Below are 22,133 nucleotides of genomic sequence, written 5' to 3'. Positions count from 1 at the left end.
GCTGCTCCGGCCTTGCTCTGGCAAGTAAATTACGAACCGAAATGGTAGTTGAATTCTACCCAACCCTGGCGTCCTTGCGGGCTATAGCTGCCCACCGGGTAGTACGGCCAGCCGCCGCTGTCGTCGCGCTTGATCTTGTCGAACACGTTGTTGACGATCAGCGACAAAGTGGCGCGGTCGTTGATGCGGTACACGGTACTGATGTTGGCCAGCGCCGTCGGCGTCAGGTAGCCGGTACCGCCGCCGTTCGGGATCTTGCTATAGCGGCTGACCAGCAAGGTGTTCGACCAGTCGCCCGCAGCCCAGTTGACGCTCAGGTTCAGCTTGTCGCGCCAATCCGAATTGTTCAGCGATTTGAGCTCGTCGATCTCTTCGTCGCCGGCAAATTGCTGCGATTTATTGCTCAGCACCTTGGCGTAATTGGCCTTGAAGGCAAAGCGGCCATAGTCCGCCGTGCGCAGCAAATACTTGACGCTGATGTCGATACCGCTGCTGCTCTGCTTGGCCGCGTTGATCGGATTGACGGTGATGGTCTTGATCTCGCCGGCGCGGTTCAGGGCATTGGCCGCGAAACGCTCGACGCGGCCCAGGGTATCGGCGCAGGTAGGCGAATTGATGTCGAGCTTGCCCAGGCGGCAATCGGCTTCGTCGCGCAGGATCCTGTCGGCACTCAGGTTCGTCACCAGGTCGTCGATCTTGATGTTCCAGTAATCGACGGAGACGTCGAAATTCGAACTTGGCGACCAGACGGCGCCCACGCCGAACGACTTGCCCTTTTCCGACCGCAGATCCTTGCTGCCGTTCTGCACATAGTCGGCGCCAGGTGATTTATTCGCGTAGTCGCAGTCCTCGATGGCCTGTCCGGCAGCGCCGCAGCGGTAGTAATCGGTGGTGCTCGAGTAGTAACCGGTGCCGCGCGCCTTGTAGATGTAGTTCATGTCCGGCGCGCGGAAGCTGGTGGCGTAATTGGCGCGGAACAGCAGCTCCGGCGCGGGACGCAGTTCCAGGCCGCCGTTGTAGGTGAACTTGCCATCGCTGCGGCCGGCAAAGCTGTAGCGGTCGTAACGGCCGGCCAGGGTACCGGTCAGCTTTTCATGCAACGGCAGGTTCACTTCCGCGCCCAGCGCATAGCGGGTACGCGTGCCGGCCGTGATATCGGATTTGGTGGCGACGTTGAAATAACCGTCGTTCAGGCGCGCATCGGGCACATTGCTGAAGCCCTGCTTGCCCACTTCGGCGATGGTGGCGATCTTTGCCACGCCAGCGGGCAGCTGGAACAGGTCGCCATTCGTGGCCAGGCTCAGGGTGTTCGTCCAGGCCTTGTCGTCGCTGTCGGAATTGCCCGTGATGCTGTCGAATTCGGCCGCCGTCACGCGGCGCGACAAGCGGCCCGGATCCGGTGCGTAGATCGGCACGCCGGCTGCGTCGGTGCCCAGTTTCGGGCCCAGGAAGAAGCTGTCGATATTGGCCAGCGCGCGCGGCGTGTGGCTTTCGCTCTTGTACACCGAGGCGTTGTAGTTCGCTTCATACTGCCAGGATGATGTGCCGGGAATGCGGCCCTTGGCGCCCAGCGAGATGGCGGTGGCCAGGTCGTCCCACTTGCGGTTGTAGCGCTCCACGCCGCCCATTTCCTCAGGCGAGATATAACGCGTCCACGCTTCGTAGCGGTTCGTATTCTGATTGCGGAAATAGCTGCTGCCCGTCGACGACGACGTCCATGTCGGGCCGCGCGTATTGTTCTCGGTCGAGTTCTTGCCGATCAGGAAATCGGCGAACAGGGTCGTTTCCGGCGACAGCTCATAGTTGGCGCTGCCGAACACGTTCTGGCTGCGGTTCTTCGTTTGCGTGGTCCAGTAGGTGGGGCCCACTTTCGGGCTGGCGCAATAGCTGCCGTTCTTCGCCTTGTACTTGACGACGCTGCCGCCGAACAGGTCGCCGAACTGCTTGCAGGTGTCGCCCAAATCCACGTAAGTGCCGGAGGTGCCTGCTTGCACCACGCGGCGCGACGCGATATTCGTCGGCGTGCCCGAGCGGGTGGCCATGAAGTCACGCTGCAGGCTAGACAGCGGATCGCGCTGGCTCAGCTCCACGCTGAACAAGGTATGCAGCTTGTCGAAATTGCCGCCGCCCGTCAGCTGCACGCGCTGGTTGCCGGCGCCGCCACGCGTGGTGCCGCCCGCCTTGACGTTGATATCGAAACCTTCCGTCTGCTTTTTCAGGATCACGTTGACCACGCCGGCGATCGCGTCCGAGCCATAGATGGCCGAGGCGCCGCCGTTGAGGATCTCGATACGGTCGACGATGCTCGACGGGATATTCGCCAGGTTGGTGAAGTTGACCGTGCCTTCATAGGCGACGGGGAAGTCGGCCAGGCGGCGGCCGTTCAACAGGATCAGGGTATGGTTCGGCCCCAAGCCGCGCAGGCTGATGGTATTGGCCGACGGCGTGAAGGTGTTGCCGAAGTCCTCGCCTTGCGTAAAGCCGCTGTTCTGTACCTGGTTGGTCAGCGCATCGAAGACGTTCTTGTACCCTTGCTTGGTGATTTCATCGCCCGTCAGGATGGTGACGGACGATGGTCCCTCCAGACTGGCGCGGGGAATGCGCGAACCGGTGACCACGACGGCTGGCGGGGTGGCCGCTGGCTGCTGATCCGCTGCGGGCGCTTGCGTCTGTGCGTGCGCCTGCCACGCGGAACCGCCCAGGATGGCCAGTACGGCTACGGTGAGCGGTGGTAACTTGAATTGTATAGGCATCTTTGGGCTTCTCAAGGTTAGGGAGAAGGTGAAAGATATCAAGATGCCAGCAATTACAGAACGAATGGATTCATCTTTCCATATATCAAAATTGTTATATGGAAAGATTCATGAGCAGGAAAACGCCAGGCACTATCGCAAGATCATGGCAGAAGCAAACGCTTTAATGGCGAATGATGGCAATTTCCTTGTAGGCCGGCCGCAGCAGACGCATGGCCGTGTCGGCCGGACTCTGCATCGAACTCAACAGCCTGGTCGCGCCTGTGGCCGGCGTGCAGCTGCCGCTGCTGCGGTAGCGCAGCGCCGCCGCCAGCATGCCTTCCGCCGCGTCGCCCAGCTGGTGCTGATAATCATCCGTCACGTCGCAGGTCGGTGCCATGCCATCGGCAAAGTCGCCAAAGCCCTTGGCGTTGACGCCTTGGAACTGCACCGCGAAATAGGTGGTGCCGCAATTCGGTGCAGGGTAAAAACCGTAGGGTTTGCCGCACGTCGTGCCGCCGATCAGGTTGACTTGCACATTCACGCCGCGCAAGCCGTTGATGATGGCTTCGCTGGCCGAGCAGGTATTGCCCGTTGTCAGCAAGGTCACCCGCGTCAGCCCCAGCGAGGGCAAGGGCGTGCCCTTGGGGAGGGGATTCGGGCCGGGAAAACCCTGGCTTTGCGCATGGAATGGCACGGGCGCTTTCGGCCGGGTCTTGTCATTGAAGAGCACCTGCTCGAAGGTCTTGCCGGTGGTGACTTGCGGGCCGGCAATCATGTAAGCGAGTTCGCTGGCGACATCCAGATAGCCGCCGCCGTTGTAGCGCACGTCGAGCACCAGGTCGCTGATGCCGGCCGCCTGGAAGCGGCGCATGCTCTCGACCAGTTGGCGCTCGGCGACATTATTGTGGGTGTTGAAGGTCAGATAGCCCACCTTGCCCGTGGGCGTGTCGATGATGCGCTCGTTCTGCACGGCGCTGGTGCTGACCTCGACCGCCTGCAGGGTGGCGTTTCGCACCGTTCCGTCACGGCTGAAACTGAGCGCATGTGTGCCTTGCGCCTCGGGGAACAGGCCCGTGTTGATGATCTTCACGCTGGCCGCGTCCGCGGCATTGACGAAATCAACGCCATCGATGGTTTGCAGCAGGTCGCCGCGCTGCAAGCCCGCCAGGGCCGCCGGCGAACCTGGTTCGACGATCGAGATCACCGCCTTGCGCGGTGGCGTGTTACGCGTCAGCGCCAGCAGCATGCCGTAGCCCAGTTCGATGCCATTCTGCGCCTTCTCCCACTCTGCCGTTGGAGTCGTGAAATGGAACTGGTCCTTGGGCTTGCCGGACGCCGTCGTGGCCGTTGTTTTCAACACGTCGAAATACGCGATGGGCGTGGTGAAGCTTTGCGGCTGGTACGAGGTCGGCACTTCGCGGTACCACAGATACGTTTCATCGATCCAGCTGCGCACCCACGTCAGTTCATCGAGCAAGGTGCCCGGCTTGTCGATGCTGCTGCCGCTGCGCGGTGCCTCGCAGCGGTTCGCCACCGTCGATGCAGCGACCAGCGCCGCAGGATCCGTCGGCGTGACGGGCGGGACGATGGCCGCGCTGTCGCTGCCGCCACCTCCACCGCCGCAGGCACTCAACAGCAGCGCAATGGAAAGGACAACAGGACGAGCGAGGGGCACAGGCAGGGAAGAAAAGCGCAGGGAACGCATGATAAACTTTCCGAAAAGAAATTATCGAAAAATTATAATGCGTTTTGCAAGCAAGCGTTGTTTTCTTTGACACAGAAAAATGGCGCCCGCAGGCGCCATTGTTACAACGTCATACTAAAACCATCACGCCACGCTGGCCGCCACAGGCGCTGCCACGACGGGCGGCAGCGGCGTCGGCGCGTTGAAGGCGATCAGCAAACTGGCTTCCTTCTCTTTCGCCGCCTTCAAATGACGCTCCTTCACGTGACCATAGCCGCGGATGTCTTCCGGGATGCTGGCAATGGCCACGGCTTGCGCCAGCTTGGCCGTCGTCAGTTTCGGCAGCAAGCCGCCCACCGTCGCGCGGTATTCAAGAATCAGCGCGCGCTCCGTCTTGCGCTCGGCCGTATGGCCGAACACGTCGAAGGCCGTGCCGCGCAAGCCCTTGAACTTGGCCAGCACGCCAAACGCCTTCAGCATCCACGGGCCATATTCCTTCTTGATCAAATGGCCCTGGGCATCCGTTTTCGCCATGATCGGCGGCGCCAGGTGGAACTTGAGCTTGATGTCGCCCTCGAACATGGCGGCGATCTTCGCCTGGAAGGCGCCGTCCGTGTACAGGCGCGCCACTTCGTACTCGTCCTTGTAAGCCATCAGCTTGTAGAAGTAGCGGGCCACGGCTTCCGTCAGGCGCAGATGCGGACCATTCAGGGCGCTTTCGGCGGCGCGCACCTGTCCGACGAAGTCCAGGTATTGCTGCGCATACGCGCGATCCTGGTAGGCCGTCAGCAAGGCGACTCTTTTTTCGATGATGTCGTCGAGCGTGTCGATGCGCTTGAATTCCACCACTTTCGCTGGCGTCGTCATGCGCACCAGGCTGGCCGTATCGTGGGCGCCCGCGCGGCCCCAGTTGAAGGCGGCCTTGTTGAACGCCACCGAGACGTTGTTCAAGTCGATGGCCTTCATGATCGACGCCTCAGTCAACGGCACCTTGCCCTTTTGCCAGGCATAACCGAGCATGAACATATTCGTCGCGATGGAGTCGCCCATCAGCGCCGTGGCGATCTGGCCCGCATCGATGAAATCGACGTAATCCGTGCCGCAGGCCTTTTCGATTTCCATGCGCGCGGAAGCACCGGGGAATTGCCAGTCCGGGTTTTTCACAAACGCGGCCGTCGACGAGCTGGTCGAGTTGATCATGGCCCAGCTGCGGCCCTCTCCCATGCGCGACAGGGCGTCGCGGCTGGCCGTGACGATCAAATCGCAACCGATCACGAGGTCGGCCGCACCGGTGCCGACGCGCGTCGAGTGGATGTCTTCCTGGCGGTCTGCCAGGCGCACGTGCGACATCACGGGGCCGCCCTTTTGCGCCAGGCCGCTCATGTCGAGCACGGAACAGCCCTTGCCTTCCACGTGCGCCGCCATGGCCAGGATCTGGCCGACAGTGACCACGCCCGTGCCGCCGATGCCGGTGACCAGAATGCCGAACGGCTCGGCCGTCGAAGGAATGCTTGGCGTCGGCAAGGCTGGCGCGGCTGGTGCGTCCTTGTCGGCGGCAGCGGCTTTTTTCGGCTTTTTCAAGCCGCCGCCTTCCACCGTCACGAAGCTGGGGCAGAAACCCGTCGTGCACGAGAAATCCTTGTTGCAGGACGACTGGTTGATCTGGCGCTTGCGCCCCAGTTCCGTTTCCAGCGGTTCCACCGACAGGCAGTTCGATTGCACGGAGCAGTCGCCGCAGCCTTCGCAGACGGCTTCGTTGATGACGGCGCGCTTGGCCGGGTCCGGGTATTCATTGCGTTTCCGGCGGCGGCGTTTTTCCGAGGCACAGGTCTGGTCGTAGATCATGGCCGACACGCCCGGCATGTCGCGCAATTCGCGCTGCACGTCCATCAGTTCCGAACGGTGGCGCACGGTCACGCCTTCGGCCCAGGCGTAATCGGACGGGTATTTTTCCGGCTCATCGGTGACGACGATGATGGGACCGACGCCTTCGGCGGCGATCTGGCGCGAAATGATGGCCGGAGATAATGGGCCATCGAATTCCTGGCCGCCCGTCATGGCCACCGCATCGTTGAACAGAATTTTGTAGGTGATATTCACCTTGGCAGAGACGGCGGCGCGGATGGCCAGGATGCCCGAGTGGAAATACGTGCCGTCACCGAGGTTGGTAAACACGTGCTTTTCATTCGTGAACGGCGCCTGCCCCACCCAGGTGACGCCTTCCGCGCCCATGTGGGTAAACGTCGACGTTTCGCGGTCCATCCACAGCACCATGTAGTGACAGCCGATGCCGGCCAGCGCGCGCGAACCTTCCGGCACCTTGGTCGAGGTATTGTGCGGACAGCCGGAACAGAAGAACGGCGTGCGGTCTTTCTGCGGATCGGGTTTCACGCTGATCGCTTTCAGCACATTCTCTTTGGCTTCCAGGTAGGCGATGCGCTCCTTCACGCGCTGCTCGACGGGGTGGCCGGCGTAGTAGCGCGAAATGCGGCTGGCGATCGCGCGCGCGATCATGGCCGGGTTCAGTTCATACGTGGCCGGCAGCAGCCAGTCGCCGTGACCGGTGCCCTTCTGGTTGCTCCATTCGCCCGTGTCGTCGAACTTGCCGACCACGCGCGGACGCTCGCCATCCTTGAGGTTATACAGTTCTTCCTTCAGCGCGTATTCGAGGATCTGGCGCTTTTCTTCCACCACCAGGATCTCGTCGAGACCCTTGGCAAATTCGTGCACACCATCCGCTTCCAGCGGCCAGGTCATGCCGATCTTGTACAGGCGGATGCCGATGTCGGATGCCGTCTGCTCGTCGATACCGAGATCGGCCAGCGCCTGGCGCGTGTCCAGATACGATTTGCCGGCCGTGATGATGCCGATGCGCGCCTTCGGGCTGTCCCAGATGATTTTATTGAGCTTGTTGGCACGCGCATACGCCAGCGCCGCATACCATTTGTAGCTGTTCATGCGTACTTCTTGTTCCAGCACCGTGTCGGGCCAGCGGATGTTCAGGCCGCCCGCAGGCAGCTCGAAATCCGTCGGCAGCACGATCTGCACGCGGTCCGGGTCGAAATCGACGGCGGCGCCCGACTCGATGATGTCGGTCACGCATTTCATCGACACCCATAGCCCCGTGTAGCGGCTCATGGCCCAGGCGTGCAAGCCGTAGTCGATGTATTCCTGCACCGACGACGGGTACAGCACGGGAATGCCGCAAGCGTTCAGGATATGGTCGGACTGGTGCGCCGTGGACGAGGACTTGGCCGCATGGTCGTCGCCGGCCAGCACCAGCACGCCGCCATGCTTGGCGGAACCGGCGTTATTCGCGTGTTTGAACACATCGCCGCAGCGGTCGACGCCGGGGCCCTTGCCGTACCACATGCCGAACACGCCGTCGTATTTCGCGTCTTCGAACAGATTCGTTTGCTGCGTGCCCCAGACGGCCGTGGCGGCCAGGTCTTCATTCAGGCCGGGATGGAATTTGACGTGGTGCTCGTCGAGATATTTCTTGGCCTTGATCGCCGTCATGTCGACCGACGTCACGGGCGAACCGCGGTAACCGGTGATGTAGCCGGCCGTATTCAAGCCAGCCTTCAAATCGCGCTCGCGCTGCAGCATGGGCAGGCGGATCAGCGCTTGCGTGCCCGTCATGAAGGCGCGGCCACGCTCCAGCGTGTATTTGTCGTTCAGGGAAATTTCAGACGCGGGCGCGCCCGGCTCAAGACTCGAGCCCTTGATTGGTGCATTCATTACTTGTCTCCATTATTCTCTGTGCTACGCGTGCAAAGTCGGTTGAACTCACACGTACCGGCTGGGCTTTATGAGCGCGCCGGTGCGGAAAAATGACTTGTTTGTCGTAGACTACCACAGGAATGCGCACAGTTCTTTTGCTGCACTGCACTCCCGGGCGGGCACTTCTTTTACTACTTTTTGTTACAGCAGCGATTTATGCCGCGTTCGTATCTTTCAGCACGCCGCGCTTGATCTGGTCCAGCTCGATCGATTCGAACAGGGCGCGGAAATTACCTTCGCCGAAGCCCTGGTCGCCCTTGCGCTGGATGATCTCGAAGAAGATCGGGCCGATCACCGTCTGCGTGAAGATTTGCAGCAGCAGTTCGCGTTCCGTTTCCGTGCTGTGGCCATCGATCAGGATGCGCAGGCGGCGCAGCTCTTCCAGCTGCTCGCCATGGTTCGGCAGGCGGCGGTTGACCAGTTCATAGTACGTTTCAATCGTGTCCTGGAAATCGATACCCGTATCACGCATGCCTTGCACGGAGGCGTAGATATTGTCCGTGCCCAGCGCGATGTGCTGGATGCCTTCGCCGTGGTACTGGTCCAGGTATTCGGCGATCTGCGACTTGTCGTCCGACGATTCGTTGATCGGGATGCGGATCTTGCCGCAGGGCGAGGTCATGGCCTTCGACTTGAGGCCCGTCAGCTTGCCTTCGATGTCGAAATAGCGCACTTCGCGGAAGTTGAACAGGCTTTCATAGAAGCTCGCCCATTCCTTCATGCGGCCACGGTGCACATTGTGCGTCAGGTGGTCGATATACGTCAGGCCATGGCCGACGGGGTTGGCGACGGCGCCGGGAATGGCGACGAAATCGACGTCATAGATGCTGATGTCGCCGATACCGCCCGGTGCAGCGGCGCCTTCCTTGTCGGCGCCCTTGCCGCGCCAGCGGTCGACGAAGTACAGCAGGGAATCGCCCACGCCCTTGATGGCGGGGATATTCAACTCCATCGGACCCGTTTTATTGTCGAAACCCCAGGCGCCCAGTTCCAGCGCGCGGCGGTACACAAAAGCCGCATCATCGACGCGGATGGCGATGGCGCACACGGACGGGCCGTGATGGCGGGCAAAACGCTGCGCGAACGAATCTTGTTCGGCATTGATGATGAAATTGATGTCGCCCTGGCGATACAGGGTCACATCCTTGTGGCGGTGGCGCGCGATGGCCGTGAAGCCCATGTTCTCGAACAGCTTGCCCAATGCTTTTGGGTCTGGTGCTGCATACTCGACGAACTCGAAACCATCGGTACCCATCGGGTTATCCCAAGGCTGAAATTGCATGATGTCTCCTCCAAGAAGTAGCGCACAGTATAGGCGTGGGTCACGGGCATTAAATGCCAAAGATCTCCCGAACAATCATGATTTGCGCAATAATATTGCGTGAAACGCGAACCACCGGAGGGAGCATGAGCAAAATTACGCTGGATAAAACGGACCGCAAGATCCTTGCCGTCCTGCAGGCCGATGGCCGCCTGTCGAATCAGGACGTGGCCGAACAGGTCAGCCTGTCGCCGTCGCCATGCTTGCGCCGCGTCAAACGGCTGGAAGAAGCGGGCGTCATCCGCCAGTACGTGGCCCTGCTGGACCCGGAAAAGATCGGCCTGGGCTTGCTCGCCTATGTGAATGTGCGGCTGGAAAAGCACAGCGACGCCACCGCGCACAGCACGGCGCGCGTGCTGGCGCCCAACCTGGTGACGAATACCTCGCCGCGCGCCGACTTCGCCGTGGCCGTGGCGCATTGGCCGGAAGTGGTGGCCTGCTATGCGATGACGGGCGAAATGGATTATTTATTACGCGTGCACGTGGAAGACATGGAGCACTTTTCGCGCTTCATGATGGCGACCCTGCTGCGTCACCCGGCCGTGCTGGACGTCAAATCGAGCTTTGCCTTGCAGCGCATCAAGGATACGACGGCCCTGCCCTTATTGTAATGGTGGCTCGGGCTTCTTCTTGCGCCCCGGCAAGCGATCCCACAGTTTGAATGCGGCGCGCGCGTTGGCCTTGAACGTGTAGTCGAACATGGCGAACTGCTCCTGCACGGCTTCCTGCAGCATGCTCGTCGGGTTCGGCGGCAATAGTTTCAAATAGGCATCAGCTTCGCCATAGTCGCGCTGAATTTCCATGCCCGCCTTCTTGGCGATATGCATCATCGTCTTGTTGGACGACAAACAATGCATGTACAGGGTATCGACATCGTTGTTGCGGCAGTGTATCGCCGCCCGCTCGAACAGTTTCGAACCGACGCCCATGCCGCGCATGGATTTCGACACGGACACGCCAAACTCGGCCACTTGCTCCTTATCCGTCACGACACTTTTCGCCGGCGACTTGTCCTTCGGCGCGAACGCCAGATGCCCCACGCCCACCAGCTTGAACAGGCTGTTGTAGACGCCATAAATCATGTCGCGCGAGAAATCCATCTTCTGCACGTACTGGGCGACGAGTTCATCGGGCAAGGTGCTGCCAAAGCGCAGCAAACGGTCGCTTTTCTCCAGCGACAGAAAATGCTTCATCATGCGGCGCCGGTCGCGCTCATGCAACTGTTTGACGAGTACGGTCGGGCGCCCGCCGCCGCTACGACTGAGCCAGCGGCGAAACGGATTTTGAAACAGCTTGGGTAAGGTCACGACGACTCCTGGGGCGGTGCTGCGGCACGTCAGGCCGATATTGTGCAGTGCAACATTATGGCGCCATTGTAGCCTATTCGCGCCATTCAAGCCTGGGCCAGGAATGCTTGCACGGCGGCCACCCGCGCCGCATGGATGACTTCGGGAATGCGTTTCGGCTCCGTACAACCTTGCGCCAGCGCACCCGCGTTGACGGCGCGCGCGGCGTCCAGCCCGCCCTGCAGCCGCGCCGCCGGCGCAAAGTCGCCGGTGACCAGCCCATGGCACGCCACCGCTTGCAGCAGTTGCACAAAGCGCTGCGGTTTACGCAAGCCATCGCAGCGTTCGCACAAGCTCATCACGGCTTCGGCGTGCAAGTCCAGGGCGCCATTGATCTGGTCCAGCTCGCGCGCCGCCATGACGGCCAGCTCGCGGCACTCGTTGGGCACGCGCAGGCGCTCGCTCAGTTGCTCGATGGCATCCTTGCTCACATGCAGCATCAAGGCGGCGAAGCGCACGGGCAATTCATGTCCTTGCGCGGCCGCATGGTCGATGACCTGCAGCAGGCGCTCGCTGAGCGTGATTTCTGGCACGATGCGCTGCAGGGCGCCGCACTCGTGCAGCACCGTCAGCATGCGCGACGGGTGGCTTTCCATCAGCCCCTTGGCCAGTTCCTGCCACACGCGCTCGGCCACCAGGGCGTCGACTTCGCCGTCCAGCACCATCTGGCGCATCAGGTCCAGGGTGGCGGGCGCGACAGTGAACGTATGAAAACGGGCGGCAAAACGGGCCAGGCGCAAGATGCGCACGGGGTCTTCGCCGAACGCGTCGGAGACGTGGCGGAAGATTTTGTTCTCGATATCCTGAATACCGCCGAACGGGTCGGTCAACGTACCGTCCTCGGCTTGCGCGATGGCGTTGATGGTGAGATCACGGCGCACCAGGTCGTCTTCCAGGGTGACGTCGGGCGCCGTGTGGAAGACAAAGCCCCGGTAGCCGGGGGCCGTCTTGCGCTCCGTGCGGGCCAGCGCGTATTCTTCCTGCGTCTTCGGGTGCAGGAAAACAGGAAAATCCTTGCCGACGGGCCGGAAGCCCTGGCGCAGCATGTCCTCGGGCGTGGCGCCCACGACGACGTGGTCGTGGTCTTTCACGGGCAAGCCCAGCAGTTGGTCGCGCACCGCGCCACCGACCGTGTAAATCTTCATGGTGAACTTCTCTTATTCAGGTAATTCCGCGTCGTGCTTGGGCGCCGTTTCCGTTTCCGCCAGCGCTGCCGTGATCCAGCAGGCCACGGCCGGGTGCGCCTGCACGCGCTCGCAATACGCGTTCAGCGCCGGCGCCAGACTCACGCCATACGTGCGGAAGCGCATGACGACGGGGGCGAAATACGCGTCGGCGATGGAAAACTCGCCAAACAGGAATTGGTGGTGGCCAAAGCGCGACAAACACTCTTCCCAGATTTCGCTGATGCGGCCGATATCCGCCTGCGCGGCGGCCGTGCGGCCACGGCCCGGCAACTTGGCCTTGATATTCATCGACATGTCCGTGCGCAAGCCCGTGAAACCGGAATGCATTTCCGCGCAGACACAGCGCGCCATGGCGCGCGCGGCCACGTCTTGCGGCCACAGGTGTTTATCGGGAAACTGCTCGGCCAGGTATTCGCAGATGGCCAGGCTGTCCCAGATCGTGATCTCGCCCGCCAGCAGCACGGGCACGCGGCCGCAGGCCGAATACTCGGCGATTTTCGTCGCCGTGTCGCTCTGGTCGAGCAGCACGCGCACTTCCTGGAACGGGATGCCGAAGGCCGTCATGGCCACCCATGGGCGCATCGACCAGGACGAATAATTCTTGTTGCCGATGATGAGGGTCAGGCCCGGCTCGCGCGCGGCGGCCAGGGTTTGCGTCAGGCTGGGATCAAGGATGGTCGTTTGCATGGTTGGCTAGCTTTAGTTGGATGATGGCAAATCGGCAGAAACGGCGCTATTCTTCGGTCCCACGGTGCCCAGGCGCGCCTTCAGCGACTGCGGGCGCTTCTCGAACAAGGCCGCATAATACGTGGCGTTGGCCATCACGTTTTTCACGTAGCCGCGCGTTTCCGTGTACGGAATGATCTCCGCGAAGACGGCGCCTTCCAGCGGGCGCGTCATGGTGGCGCGCCAGATGCGCAAGCGTCCCGGCCCCGCGTTGTAGGCGGCGCTGGCCAGCACTTGCGAACCATCGAGGCCACCGAGCACCATGTTCAGGTAATTCGTGCCCAGCAAGACGTTGGTGCGCACATCGCTCAAGGTTTCCGTGACGAAATCGGTGAGGCCGATCTTCTTGGCGACATAACGGGCCGTCGATGGCATCACCTGCATCAGGCCCGAAGCGCCCACATGCGATTGCGCATCCATGATGAAGCGCGATTCCTGGCGGATCAAGCCATACACCCAGGCTTTATCCAGACCCAGGGTTTGCGTGGCCGGATGCATGACGTCGTCGTGCGGCGTCGGGTAGCGCTGCGTATAGTCCACTTCCAGGCGCGTGCGGTCGGACGTATTGACCATGCGGTCGAGCACATTGTTCTGGCGCGCAAATTCCGCGGCCGCCAGATGCTGGCGATCCGTCATCGAACGCAATTCCCAGTTCCACTCGCGCGTGCCTTCGAAGCGCAAGCGCATGTTGAAAAATTTCAGCGCCCGCTGCAAGCCCGGATTGGCGGCCATGGCGGCGATTTCTGTCGGGCTGACGGGCTGGCCCGGCGGCGGCAACACCAGATGGTTGCCCAGCTCTTCGTTGGCCAGCAAGCCGTAGAAATTCGACTGGTCAGCAATCGTTCGATACAGGGTGTCGGCCTGCGCATTCGGGCGGCCCGGCGTTTCCGCCTGCTGCGCGCGCGCCAGCCAGTAGACCCAGGTGGGGTCCGTGCGCAGGGAGGCCGGCATGGCCTGGATGGACGACTTCACCACAGGCCAGTTGCCTTCGCGCAAGGCAATGCGCGTTTTCCACTGCATCTGCTCCTGGGTCAACGGTGCGCCATTGGATCTTTGCCAATATTCAAACGCTTCCGGCGCCAGCGCATACGATGCCTGCAGGGCCAGGTTGGCCCAGCCGATGGCCTGTTCCTGCGCGGTCAGCTGCGCGCTGGCTTTTTGCAAGGCCACCACGCCCAGTTTCAGGGTGCTTTTCGCCATGCGCCCGATGGCCACCAGGTACATCTCGTGGTCGGCGCGGCTGGGGCCTGGGCCCTTGGCCAGCATCAGCGCCGGCAAATCGATGGCTTGCGCCATCTTCGCGTCGGATGCGCCCAGCAGCAGCGCGATGCGGCGCGCCGGGCCGGTGGCATTCGTCTGGCCCGCCAGGCGGATCTGCGCCCACAGGTCATTCGTGTCGAACTGGCCATTTTGCGCCAGCACGGCGATCAGGCTGCCGCACGCTTCGCCATAGCCGGGCGGCGAGACCAGCAGATTGCGCGCCTCGGGCGCCACGTTCTGGCCTTTGGCCGCGCGCGACATCAGCGCATAGCACTTGAGCTGGGTATCGTCGTCGAGGGCGAATTGCGGGTATTGCTCGTCGAACACGACCCAGTCGCGCTTGCGGCCCAGCTCCAGCAGCCAGTCGTTGCGGAAACGGTCGGCGATGGCGCTGCCCTTGTAGCGGTTCAGGTAATCGCGAAATTGCGCCTCGGTCAGCAGTTTGATGCGCGGTTTCAGCCGATAATAGTCAACATACGATGGAATCTGGTAATTCGTCAGGCGCCCCGCATAAAAGTCGGCTTTTTCGGCGTCATCCTTGCGCGCGGCGTCGCGCAGCAGCAGGAAGGCATCGTCCTCGCTGCGCGTGTCGGGTGCGGCAGGAGAGACGGTGGCGGACACCTGGGCCAGGGCGGCCAGGGGAGACAAGGCCGATGCAACACACAGCATCGTGCCGGCAATCCATTTCAGTGGGGAAATCAATGTACGACTCTCAATCTTAACTTGATGGTGATATGAATAGCGACCCTAGAATAACATGCGATCCGGCTACACGGCCACCCATTGCGCCACAGGACAAAGCCGGCTTGCGCAAGGCCCTGCTGGCGGCCCGCCGCGCCCTGCCCGACGCCACGCGTGCGGGGTGGGATGCGGCCATCGCGCAGCGCCTGCTGGACTGGTGCGCACAGGAAAAAGTCGAGGAGCTGGGCGTGTACTGGCCCCTGCACGGTGAGCCGGACTTGCACGATGCATATGCACAGCTGGCCGCGCGCGGCGTGCAATTAAGTTTGCCCGTGGTGCTGGAAAAGCATGCGCCGCTGGCATTTTCCGACTGGACGCCCGGTGAAGCGATGGTCAAAGATGGCATGGGCGTGGCCGTGCCGGCCCAATTGCGCCTGCGCCCGGCGCCCGCCACCCTGCTGGTGCCTTGCCTGGGGTTTAATGAGCAACGTTTCCGGCTCGGCTATGGCGGCGGCTATTACGACCGCACGCTGGCGCAAACGCCCCGTCCGCGCACCCTGGGCATCGCCTATGCCTGCCTGGCGGTACACTTTCCCAACGGCGAATACGACATCGCCCTCGATCACATCATGACCGAGGGCGATCTTTACTGTCAGGCGCTGTAACCCCGAGGGATTACTTGACCAGCCGCTGCCACAGTGCGGTAGTGGGCGCCGCCTGGTTCATGCTATAAAAATGCAAGCCTGGCGCGCCGCCTTCCAGCAAGCGCTCGCACAAGCCCGTCACCACGTCCAGGCCAAAGGCCTTGATGGACGCGCTGTCGTCGCCGAAGCTGGCCAGTTTCAGACGCACCCAGCGCGGAATTTCCGCGCCGCACATGTCCGAAAAGCGCATCAATTGCGTGTAGTTCGTGATCGGCATGATGCCGGCCACGATGGGCACGTTGATGCCCATCTTCTGCGTCTGCTCGACAAACTGGAAATACGCGTCGGCATTGTAGAAGTACTGGGTGATGGCCGCATCGGCACCGGCCTGCACCTTGCGCGCGAACGCCTGCAGGTCGTCTTGCGGCGAACGGGCTTGCGGATGCACTTCCGGATAGGCGGCCACTTCGATATGAAAATGATCGCCCGTCTCGGCGCGGATGAATTCCACCAGCTCGTTGGCGTAGCGGAACTCGCCCGAGGCACCGTAGCCGCTGGGCAAGTCACCGCGCAAGGCCACGATGCGGCTCACGCCGGCCGCCTTGAAGTCGGCCAGCACGGCGCGGATCGATGCGCGCGAACCGCCCACGCAAGAAAGATGGGGCGCGGCTTGTTCGCCGGCCGCCAGGATCTCGCGCACGGTATCCAGCGTGCCCTGCTGCGTGGTGCCACCGGCGCCGAACGTCACCGAGAAATACTTCGGCTGCAATTCAGATAACTTGATACGCGTGGCGCGCAGCTTTTCCGCCCCTTCCGGGGTTTTCGGCGGGAAAAACTCAATACTGAAATTATGCTTTTCCATCGTCATTACTCAAAAGTAAGGTCGACAAGGCCCAGGAAATGATGCTGTACAGAATGGCACCACCCACGGCAGACCAGAAACTGGCGACATGGAAACCATCGATCACCTGCGCCACCAGCCAGAACAGGAAGCCGTTGATGATCAAAATGAACAGGCCCAGCGACAAGAATGTCACGGGCAAGGTCAGCAAGATCAGCAATGGGCGGATCAGCGCATTGACCAGCCCCAGCACGGCAGCGGCCAGCAGCGCGGTCCAGCCGCTGCTCATCGTCACCGAGTGCATCAGGTAGGGGACGGCAAACAGGGCTGCCGCATTGATAAACCAAATCAGTAGCAAGCGCATTTCTCTAGCCTGTCAAAAAAGATATTGAGACAGCACAGTAACGGCTGTCTCTAACGATACACCGATCAGTCTTGTTGCCTCAGGAACCGTAGCGAGCGGATGCGCGGCGTGGCCGAGAAGCGCAGCTGTGCTTTAGCACAGTGAGCATCGCCGGCCGCGCCCCGCGCCGCGCAGTAGGTTCATGAGGCAACCATCTTAATAGCGGTAGTGCTCGGGTTTATAAGGACCTTCCGTGCGCACGCCGATGTAGTCGGCTTGCTCTTGCGTCAGTTCCGTCAGCTGCGCATTCAACTTTTTGAGTTGCAAACGGGCGACTTTTTCGTCCAGGTGTTTTGGCAAGGTGTACACGCCGACCGGGTAGTTGGCCGTGTTCGCGTACAGCTCGATCTGGGCGATCGTCTGGTTGGCGAACGACGAGCTCATCACGTACGACGGGTGGCCCGTGCCGCAACCGAGGTTGACCAGGCGGCCTTCGGCCAGCAGGATGATGCGGCGGCCCGACGGGAAGATGATGTGGTCGACTTGCGGCTTGATGTTTTCCCACTCGTATTGCTTCAACGAAGCAACGTCGATTTCATTGTCAAAGTGACCAATGTTGCAGACGATGGCCTGGTCTTTCATGCGCGTCAGGTGATCGTGCGTGAGGATGTGATAGTTGCCCGTACAGGTAACGAAGATGTCGCCGTGTTCGCAGGCGTAATCCATGGTCACCACGCGGTAGCCTTCCATCGCCGCCTGCAGTGCGCAGATCGGATCGACTTCCGTCACCCATACTTGCGCCGACAGGGCGCGCATGGCTTGGGCCGAACCTTTACCGACGTCACCGTAACCGGCGATGACGGCCACTTTACCGGCGATCATCACGTCGGTGGCGCGCTTGATGCCATCGACCAGGGACTCGCGGCAGCCATACAGGTTGTCGAACTTCGATTTCGTGACGGAATCGTTGACGTTGATCGCAGGGAAGGCCAGCTTGCCTTCCTTGTGCATTTGATACAAGCGGTGTACGCCGGTCGTCGTTTCTTCCGTCACGCCGAGGATTTCTGGCAGACGCTTCGAATACCAGGTCGGATCGGCCAGCAAGTGCTGCTTGATCGAGTTGAACATGCAGATTTCTTCTTCCGAACCGGGATTGGCCAGCACCGACAGGTCGGTTTCCGCGCGCACGCCCAGGTGCAGCAGCAGGGTAGCATCGCCGCCATCGTCGAGGATCATGTTCGAGTAGACAGCCTTGCCGTCCACGTTCGGCCATTCGAAGATGCGGTGCGTGTATTCCCAGTAGTCGTCCAGCGACTCGCCCTTGACGGCGAAGACAGGCGTGCCGGCGGCAGCGATGGCGGCGGCAGCGTGATCTTGCGTCGAGTAAATGTTGCACGATGCCCAACGCACTTGCGCGCCCAGTGCTTCCAGGGTCTGGATCAGCACGGCGGTCTGGATGGTCATGTGGATGGAACCGGTGATGCGCGCGCCTTTCAGGGGCTGCGCTGCCGCGAATTCTTCGCGGATGGCCATCAGGCCAGGCATTTCCGTTTCAGCAATCTTGATTTCTTTATTGCCCCATGCGGCCAAAGTGATATCGGCGATGGTGTAGTCGTGTTGCGATTTGAGTACGGCGTTCATCACGCCCTCCTTTCAGTTGAAAAAGGTACGTGAGCGCAGTTGCAGGATATTCCGAGCCTGGCGAATTTCTTCGTCGCAACGCTCCTCGGACGCTGCATCATAACATTGGCCATGCGCCGGCGGCAACCATTAGTCAAGCGGGCCGGCCGCCTGACAGGTCCGCGACGCGCGCTGGCGCGCTATGGTTTCTGCGGCGGCCAGTTCTTGCCCTGGCTGAGACAGCTGGCGCGCGCATCGGCATCGAGGCGCCGCGTTATTTCATCGGCCAGGTCACGCAGGATGGGGATCATGTCCTTATCGGCCTTGCTGCCGTCGGTCGGATAATTCGCGGCGCGCATGGCCCATTTGCAGGTGATCACGGGATCGGGCTTGATATTCGCGCGCCAGGCATCGGGATCCGTGGCGAGAAAACCACTGTCCGCATAGATGGTGAGCACATGCAAGGCCTGGCGTACCGACATTTGCCCCATCAACTCGGTAAGTTCGGGCCGCATCTGGACCGGCGTTGCCAGCGAGCCCTCGGGGAAAATAAATTTGCCGCCCGCCGCCAGGATCAGCACGGCATGGCCATCGCCAGCCTCCGCCTTGTCCAGCCATTGCCCCACCGTCAGCGTGGCCGGTGCCGCCACCGCCAAGGCAGCGGACAGGCCGAATGTGGCAAACAGAGCAACAAACAAGGAAGATGCGCGCAACAAGGTCATGGAATTCCCCAATTGGTTTATTTGCAATGAATTGTAACGTATCCCTACGGCAACGCCGTTCCGTACGCACCGTCGCGTGCGCCCATGAAAAAAGCGCCCGCGGCCAAGATGGCCGGGGCGCTTCTCATGCAAGCAGGCTAGATTACTTCAGGCCGGCGGCGTCGCGCAGGAGGGCGACCTTGTCCGTGCGTTCCCACGTGAATTCCGGCTCTTCGCGGCCGAAGTGGCCGTAGGCGGCGCTCTTTTGATAGATCGGGCGCAGCAGGTCGAGCATTTGCACGATGCCTTTTGGACGCAAATCGAAGTGCGCCAGCACCAGCTTGGCGATTTCCGCGTCAGGAATCACGCCCGTGCCTTCCGTGTAGACGGTGATGTTGATCGGCTTGGCCACGCCGATGGCGTAGCTGACCTGCACCTGGCATTGGCGCGCCAGGCCGGCCGCGACGATGTTTTTCGCCACGTAACGGGCCGCGTAGGCTGCCGAACGGTCGACTTTCGATGGGTCCTTGCCCGAGAACGCGCCGCCGCCGTGCGGGGCTGCGCCACCGTAGGTGTCGACGATGATCTTGCGCCCGGTCAAGCCGCAATCGCCTTGCGGACCGCCAATGACGAAACGGCCCGTCGGGTTGACGAGGAATTTGGTCTCCGTCAGCCATTCGCGCGGCAGGATCGGCTTGATGATCTCTTCGATGACGGCTTCTTCGATCTGCTTGTGCGAAATTTCCGGCGCATGCTGGGTCGACAGCACGACCGTGTGCACGCCGACGGGGCGGCCATCGACGTAGCGCAGGGTCACTTGCGATTTCGCATCCGGACGCAGCCATGGCAAGCGGCCATCCTTGCGCAACTGCGACTGGCGCTCGACCAGGCGGTGCGCGTAGTGGATGGCGGCGGGCATCAGCTCGGCCGTTTCATCGCAGGCGTAACCGAACATCAGGCCCTGATCGCCAGCGCCTTGATCCAGGTCAATACCCGCACCTTCATCGACGCCTTGCGCGATGTCGGGCGACTGCTTGTCGTAAGCCACCAGCACGGCGCAACCCTTGTAGTCGATGCCGTATTCCGTGTTGTCGTAACCGATGCGTTTGATGGTTTCGCGCGCAACTTGAATATAATCCACATTGGCGTAAGTGGTAATCTCGCCAGCCAGCACCACCAGGCCCGTGTTGCACAAGGTTTCGGCGGCCACGCGGGCGGTCGGATCCTGGGCCAGGATGGCGTCAAGGATGGCGTCGGAAATTTGATCGGCAACCTTGTCGGGATGGCCTTCCGAGACGGATTCGGAAGTGAAGAGATAGTCGTTTGACATTGCAAGCTCCTGTTTACTATGTGAATGTTCTGTCGCAGTAAAGAGGATATTGCCTGCGACGCTTTAGCGATATTTATATTCCGCTTCGCAAGTTGTCTATTAACTCAGCGGGTACTGCATACGTGGTATTTTACGCTTCTTAAAAAATTTTGGCACAGCAACACGCCATTCCTGGAAACAGCTTATTCATGTTAGTCCCAATTTTCCGCTTTTTATCCCTCTTTCCCCTGCCCGTCCTGCATGGCCTGGGCGCTGTGCTCGGCTGGGTGATTTACGCCATTTCCCCGTCTTACCGGCGCCGCATGCGCGAGAACATGCAGGGTGCGGGGTTTTCGCAACACTTGCACACGGCCGTGGCCGAAGCGGGCAAGAGCGTGCTGGAATTGCCCTTCATCTGGTGCGCCCCAGCCGAGCGTGTAGCGCGCCATGCCACGGTGGAAAACTGGGACCTGGTGGAAAAAGCGTTGCAACACGGCCGCGGCATCGTCTTCCTGACGCCGCACCTGGGCTGCTTTGAAATCGTCGCCCAGCAAATCGCCCTGCGCACGCCGCTCACCGTGATGTACCGCCCTCCCAAGCGCGCCGCCCTGAAACCGCTGATCGAAGGGGCGCGCGCGCGCGAAAACCTGATGCTGGCGCCGGCCAATATGTCGGGCGTGCGCATCTTTGCCAAATGCCTGAAAAAAGGCCAGCCCATTGGCCTGCTGCCGGACCAGGTGCCGCAAGAGGGCGAAGGCGTGTGGGCCGATTTCTTCGGCCGCCCCGCCTACACCATGACCCTGCCGGCCAAGCTGGCGCAGATGGGCGGCGCCGAAGTCATCATCACCTACGCCGAACGCCTGCCGGGCGGGCGCGGCTATATCGTGCATTTCGTGCCATTTACCGAATCGCTGGACAGCACTTCGGCCCAGCAGGCACGCACCATCAATGCGGCCATGGAACAACTGATCGCGCGCAGCCCGGCGCAATACCTGTGGAGCTACAACCGCTACAAGGTGCCACGCGGCGCGCCGCCGCCCACGCCGGCCAGCCCCGATGCCGCCAGGGAGCAGGCATGAGACTGCTGATCGCCTTCATGTGGCTGCTGCACTGGTTACCCCTGCCCATCCTGGGCCGCTTCGGCGTCGGCGTTGGCAGCGTGTTGTTTCTTGTCATGCGCAAGCGGCGCGCGATCGCCCTGACGAACTTGCGCCTGTGCATGCCGCAATTGTCGGAAGCGCAACGCGTGGCGCTGGCGCGCCAGCATTTCCAGGCCTATTCGCGCAGCGTGTGGGAGCGCAGCATCCTGTGGTGGTCGTCGGAAGAACGCCTGAACCGCCTGATCAAAAAGGTGCCCGCCTTTCCGGGCCAGCAGATCGCGGCCAAGCCCACCATCCTGCTGTGCCCGCACTTCGTCTGCCTCGACGTGGCCGGCGCCGCCACGGCGATGGAAATTTCCGCTTCGTCGATGTATGTGCAGCAAAAGAACGCCGCCTTCGACCAGGCCCTGCGCGCCGGCCGTTCGCGCTTCAAGCCGCCCAAGCTGTTTACGCGCCAGGACGGCATCAAGACGATTCTGCGCGCGCTGCGCGACGGCTTGCCGTATTTCATGCTGCCGGACATGGATTTCGGCGAAAAGGATGCGGAATTCGTGCCCTTCTTCGGCGTGCCCGCCGCCACCCTGACGGCCACGGCGCGCCTGGCGCTGGCCGCCAAGGCGCAAGTGATTCCCGTCATCGCCACCTTTTTGCCCAATTATCAGGGCTGGCAAGTGACGTATTACCCGGCCTGGGACGACTATCCGGGCGACGACATCACGGCCGCCACGCGCCGCATGAACGAATTCATCGAAGAGCGCGTGCGCGAAGCGCCAGCCGAATACTTCTGGACGCATAAACGCTTCAAGACGCGTCCGCAAGGCGAAGCCTCGTTCTATAACCAGCACAAGTGAT

17 protein-coding genes and 1 riboswitch are annotated in these 22,133 nt (G+C 61.6%); of the genes, 4 read left to right on the top strand and 13 right to left on the bottom strand.

Annotated features, from left to right (window positions below):
* Window positions 1-29: 29 nt before the first annotated feature.
* From O0882_RS20050 to hppD, 4 genes are all read right to left on the bottom strand, one after another.
* The gene (locus O0882_RS20050; RefSeq protein ID WP_289950825.1) at window positions 30-2,753 is read right to left on the bottom strand and encodes a TonB-dependent receptor; all 2,724 of its coding nucleotides are present in this window, start codon (window positions 2,751-2,753) and stop codon (window positions 30-32) included.
* 163 nt (window positions 2,754-2,916) lie between these two features.
* A complete protein-coding gene (locus O0882_RS20045) occupies window positions 2,917-4,440 on the bottom strand; it encodes a S41 family peptidase (RefSeq protein ID WP_289950824.1) in 1,524 nt (507 codons plus the stop codon).
* A 123-nt stretch (window positions 4,441-4,563) separates the two neighbouring features.
* Entirely contained in the window at window positions 4,564-8,160 is a 3,597-nt protein-coding gene (locus O0882_RS20040) for an indolepyruvate ferredoxin oxidoreductase family protein (protein WP_289950823.1), read from the bottom strand.
* Between the two features lie 196 nt (window positions 8,161-8,356).
* Complete coding sequence (gene hppD, locus O0882_RS20035) at window positions 8,357-9,484, bottom strand: 4-hydroxyphenylpyruvate dioxygenase (protein ID WP_071079812.1); 1,128 nt, start codon at window positions 9,482-9,484, stop codon at window positions 8,357-8,359.
* Between the two features lie 125 nt (window positions 9,485-9,609).
* Here hppD and O0882_RS20030 point away from each other — a divergent pair, with 125 nt between their 5' ends.
* On the top strand, window positions 9,610-10,134 hold the full coding sequence (locus O0882_RS20030; protein WP_070220829.1) for an Lrp/AsnC family transcriptional regulator: 525 nt from the start codon (window positions 9,610-9,612) through the stop codon (window positions 10,132-10,134).
* On the opposite strand, the gene O0882_RS20025 is transcribed toward O0882_RS20030, so the two are convergent.
* The 4 genes from O0882_RS20025 to O0882_RS20010 all read right to left on the bottom strand — a co-directional run bounded on the left by O0882_RS20025 (window position 10,126) and on the right by O0882_RS20010 (window position 14,744).
* On the bottom strand, window positions 10,126-10,830 hold the full coding sequence (locus O0882_RS20025; protein WP_289950820.1) for a GNAT family N-acetyltransferase: 705 nt from the start codon (window positions 10,828-10,830) through the stop codon (window positions 10,126-10,128). The two genes, O0882_RS20030 and O0882_RS20025, sit on opposite strands and share 9 nt — an antisense overlap.
* 86 nt (window positions 10,831-10,916) lie before the next feature.
* Window positions 10,917-12,014, bottom strand: a complete 1,098-nt coding sequence (locus O0882_RS20020; protein ID WP_289950818.1) for a multifunctional CCA tRNA nucleotidyl transferase/2'3'-cyclic phosphodiesterase/2'nucleotidase/phosphatase — start codon at window positions 12,012-12,014, stop codon at window positions 10,917-10,919.
* 12 nt (window positions 12,015-12,026) lie between these two features.
* Entirely contained in the window at window positions 12,027-12,743 is a 717-nt protein-coding gene (locus tag O0882_RS20015; RefSeq protein ID WP_289950816.1) for a glutathione S-transferase family protein, read from the bottom strand.
* A gap of 12 nt (window positions 12,744-12,755) precedes the next feature.
* A complete protein-coding gene (locus tag O0882_RS20010; RefSeq protein WP_289950814.1) occupies window positions 12,756-14,744 on the bottom strand; it encodes a lytic transglycosylase domain-containing protein in 1,989 nt (662 codons plus the stop codon).
* A gap of 104 nt (window positions 14,745-14,848) precedes the next feature.
* Between O0882_RS20010 and O0882_RS20005 the strand changes: the two genes are divergently transcribed.
* The gene (locus tag O0882_RS20005) at window positions 14,849-15,388 is read left to right on the top strand and encodes a 5-formyltetrahydrofolate cyclo-ligase (protein ID WP_289950812.1); all 540 of its coding nucleotides are present in this window, start codon (window positions 14,849-14,851) and stop codon (window positions 15,386-15,388) included.
* A 10-nt stretch (window positions 15,389-15,398) separates the two neighbouring features.
* On the opposite strand, the gene metF is transcribed toward O0882_RS20005, so the two are convergent.
* From metF to metK, 5 genes are all read right to left on the bottom strand, one after another.
* A complete protein-coding gene (gene metF / locus O0882_RS20000; protein WP_099760976.1) occupies window positions 15,399-16,229 on the bottom strand; it encodes a methylenetetrahydrofolate reductase [NAD(P)H] in 831 nt (276 codons plus the stop codon).
* Window positions 16,216-16,572: a phage holin family protein gene (locus tag O0882_RS19995; RefSeq protein WP_034783534.1), complete on the bottom strand. Its 357-nt coding sequence runs from the start codon at window positions 16,570-16,572 to the stop codon at window positions 16,216-16,218. The genes metF and O0882_RS19995 overlap by 14 nt, the downstream gene beginning before the upstream one ends.
* A 195-nt stretch (window positions 16,573-16,767) precedes the next feature.
* Window positions 16,768-18,192: an adenosylhomocysteinase gene (ahcY, locus tag O0882_RS19990; RefSeq protein ID WP_289950809.1), complete on the bottom strand. Its 1,425-nt coding sequence runs from the start codon at window positions 18,190-18,192 to the stop codon at window positions 16,768-16,770.
* A 24-nt stretch (window positions 18,193-18,216) separates the two neighbouring features.
* Window positions 18,217-18,284: riboswitch (S-adenosyl-L-homocysteine riboswitch) on the bottom strand.
* 87 nt (window positions 18,285-18,371) lie between these two features.
* Window positions 18,372-18,893, bottom strand: coding sequence for a hypothetical protein (locus O0882_RS19985; RefSeq protein ID WP_289950807.1), 522 nt, complete (start codon window positions 18,891-18,893; stop codon window positions 18,372-18,374).
* A 142-nt stretch (window positions 18,894-19,035) separates the two neighbouring features.
* The gene (gene metK, locus O0882_RS19980) at window positions 19,036-20,202 is read right to left on the bottom strand and encodes a methionine adenosyltransferase (protein WP_096233320.1); all 1,167 of its coding nucleotides are present in this window, start codon (window positions 20,200-20,202) and stop codon (window positions 19,036-19,038) included.
* Between the two features lie 188 nt (window positions 20,203-20,390).
* On the opposite strand from metK, the gene O0882_RS19975 reads away from it, so the two are divergent.
* Together O0882_RS19975 and O0882_RS19970 are read left to right on the top strand one after the other, a co-directional pair.
* On the top strand, window positions 20,391-21,260 hold the full coding sequence (locus tag O0882_RS19975; protein ID WP_289950803.1) for a lysophospholipid acyltransferase family protein: 870 nt from the start codon (window positions 20,391-20,393) through the stop codon (window positions 21,258-21,260).
* Window positions 21,257-22,132, top strand: coding sequence for a lipid A biosynthesis acyltransferase (locus O0882_RS19970; protein WP_289950802.1), 876 nt, complete (start codon window positions 21,257-21,259; stop codon window positions 22,130-22,132). The genes O0882_RS19975 and O0882_RS19970 overlap by 4 nt, the downstream gene beginning before the upstream one ends.
* Window position 22,133: the final 1 nt, after the last annotated feature.

The organism is Janthinobacterium sp. SUN073 (assembly GCF_030397665.1).
Taxonomy (GTDB): domain Bacteria; phylum Pseudomonadota; class Gammaproteobacteria; order Burkholderiales; family Burkholderiaceae_D; genus Janthinobacterium.
Note: the sequence above shows the minus strand (reverse complement) of the source record. Positions and strands in the feature narration are given on the sequence as shown.

Bases quoted from the DNA above. Each gene is read 5' to 3' on its own strand.
- metF (WP_099760976.1), bottom strand. From the start codon at position 16,229: ATGGAAAAGCATAATTTCAGTATTGAGTTTTTCCCGCCGAAAACCCCG.
- O0882_RS20030 (WP_070220829.1), top strand. From the start codon at position 9,610: ATGAGCAAAATTACGCTGGATAAAACGGACCGCAAGATCCTTGCCGTC.
- O0882_RS20020 (WP_289950818.1), bottom strand. From the start codon at position 12,014: ATGAAGATTTACACGGTCGGTGGCGCGGTGCGCGACCAACTGCTGGGC.
- O0882_RS19975 (WP_289950803.1), top strand. From the start codon at position 20,391: ATGTTAGTCCCAATTTTCCGCTTTTTATCCCTCTTTCCCCTGCCCGTC.
- O0882_RS20045 (WP_289950824.1), bottom strand. From the start codon at position 4,440: ATGCGTTCCCTGCGCTTTTCTTCCCTGCCTGTGCCCCTCGCTCGTCCT.
- hppD (WP_071079812.1), bottom strand. From the start codon at position 9,484: ATGCAATTTCAGCCTTGGGATAACCCGATGGGTACCGATGGTTTCGAG.
- O0882_RS19985 (WP_289950807.1), bottom strand. From the start codon at position 18,893: ATGACCTTGTTGCGCGCATCTTCCTTGTTTGTTGCTCTGTTTGCCACA.
- metK (WP_096233320.1), bottom strand. From the start codon at position 20,202: ATGTCAAACGACTATCTCTTCACTTCCGAATCCGTCTCGGAAGGCCAT.
- O0882_RS20015 (WP_289950816.1), bottom strand. From the start codon at position 12,743: ATGCAAACGACCATCCTTGATCCCAGCCTGACGCAAACCCTGGCCGCC.
- O0882_RS20040 (WP_289950823.1), bottom strand. From the start codon at position 8,160: ATGAATGCACCAATCAAGGGCTCGAGTCTTGAGCCGGGCGCGCCCGCG.
- O0882_RS20050 (WP_289950825.1), bottom strand. From the start codon at position 2,753: ATGCCTATACAATTCAAGTTACCACCGCTCACCGTAGCCGTACTGGCC.
- ahcY (WP_289950809.1), bottom strand. From the start codon at position 18,192: ATGAACGCCGTACTCAAATCGCAACACGACTACACCATCGCCGATATC.
- O0882_RS19970 (WP_289950802.1), top strand. From the start codon at position 21,257: ATGAGACTGCTGATCGCCTTCATGTGGCTGCTGCACTGGTTACCCCTG.
- O0882_RS19995 (WP_034783534.1), bottom strand. From the start codon at position 16,572: ATGCGCTTGCTACTGATTTGGTTTATCAATGCGGCAGCCCTGTTTGCC.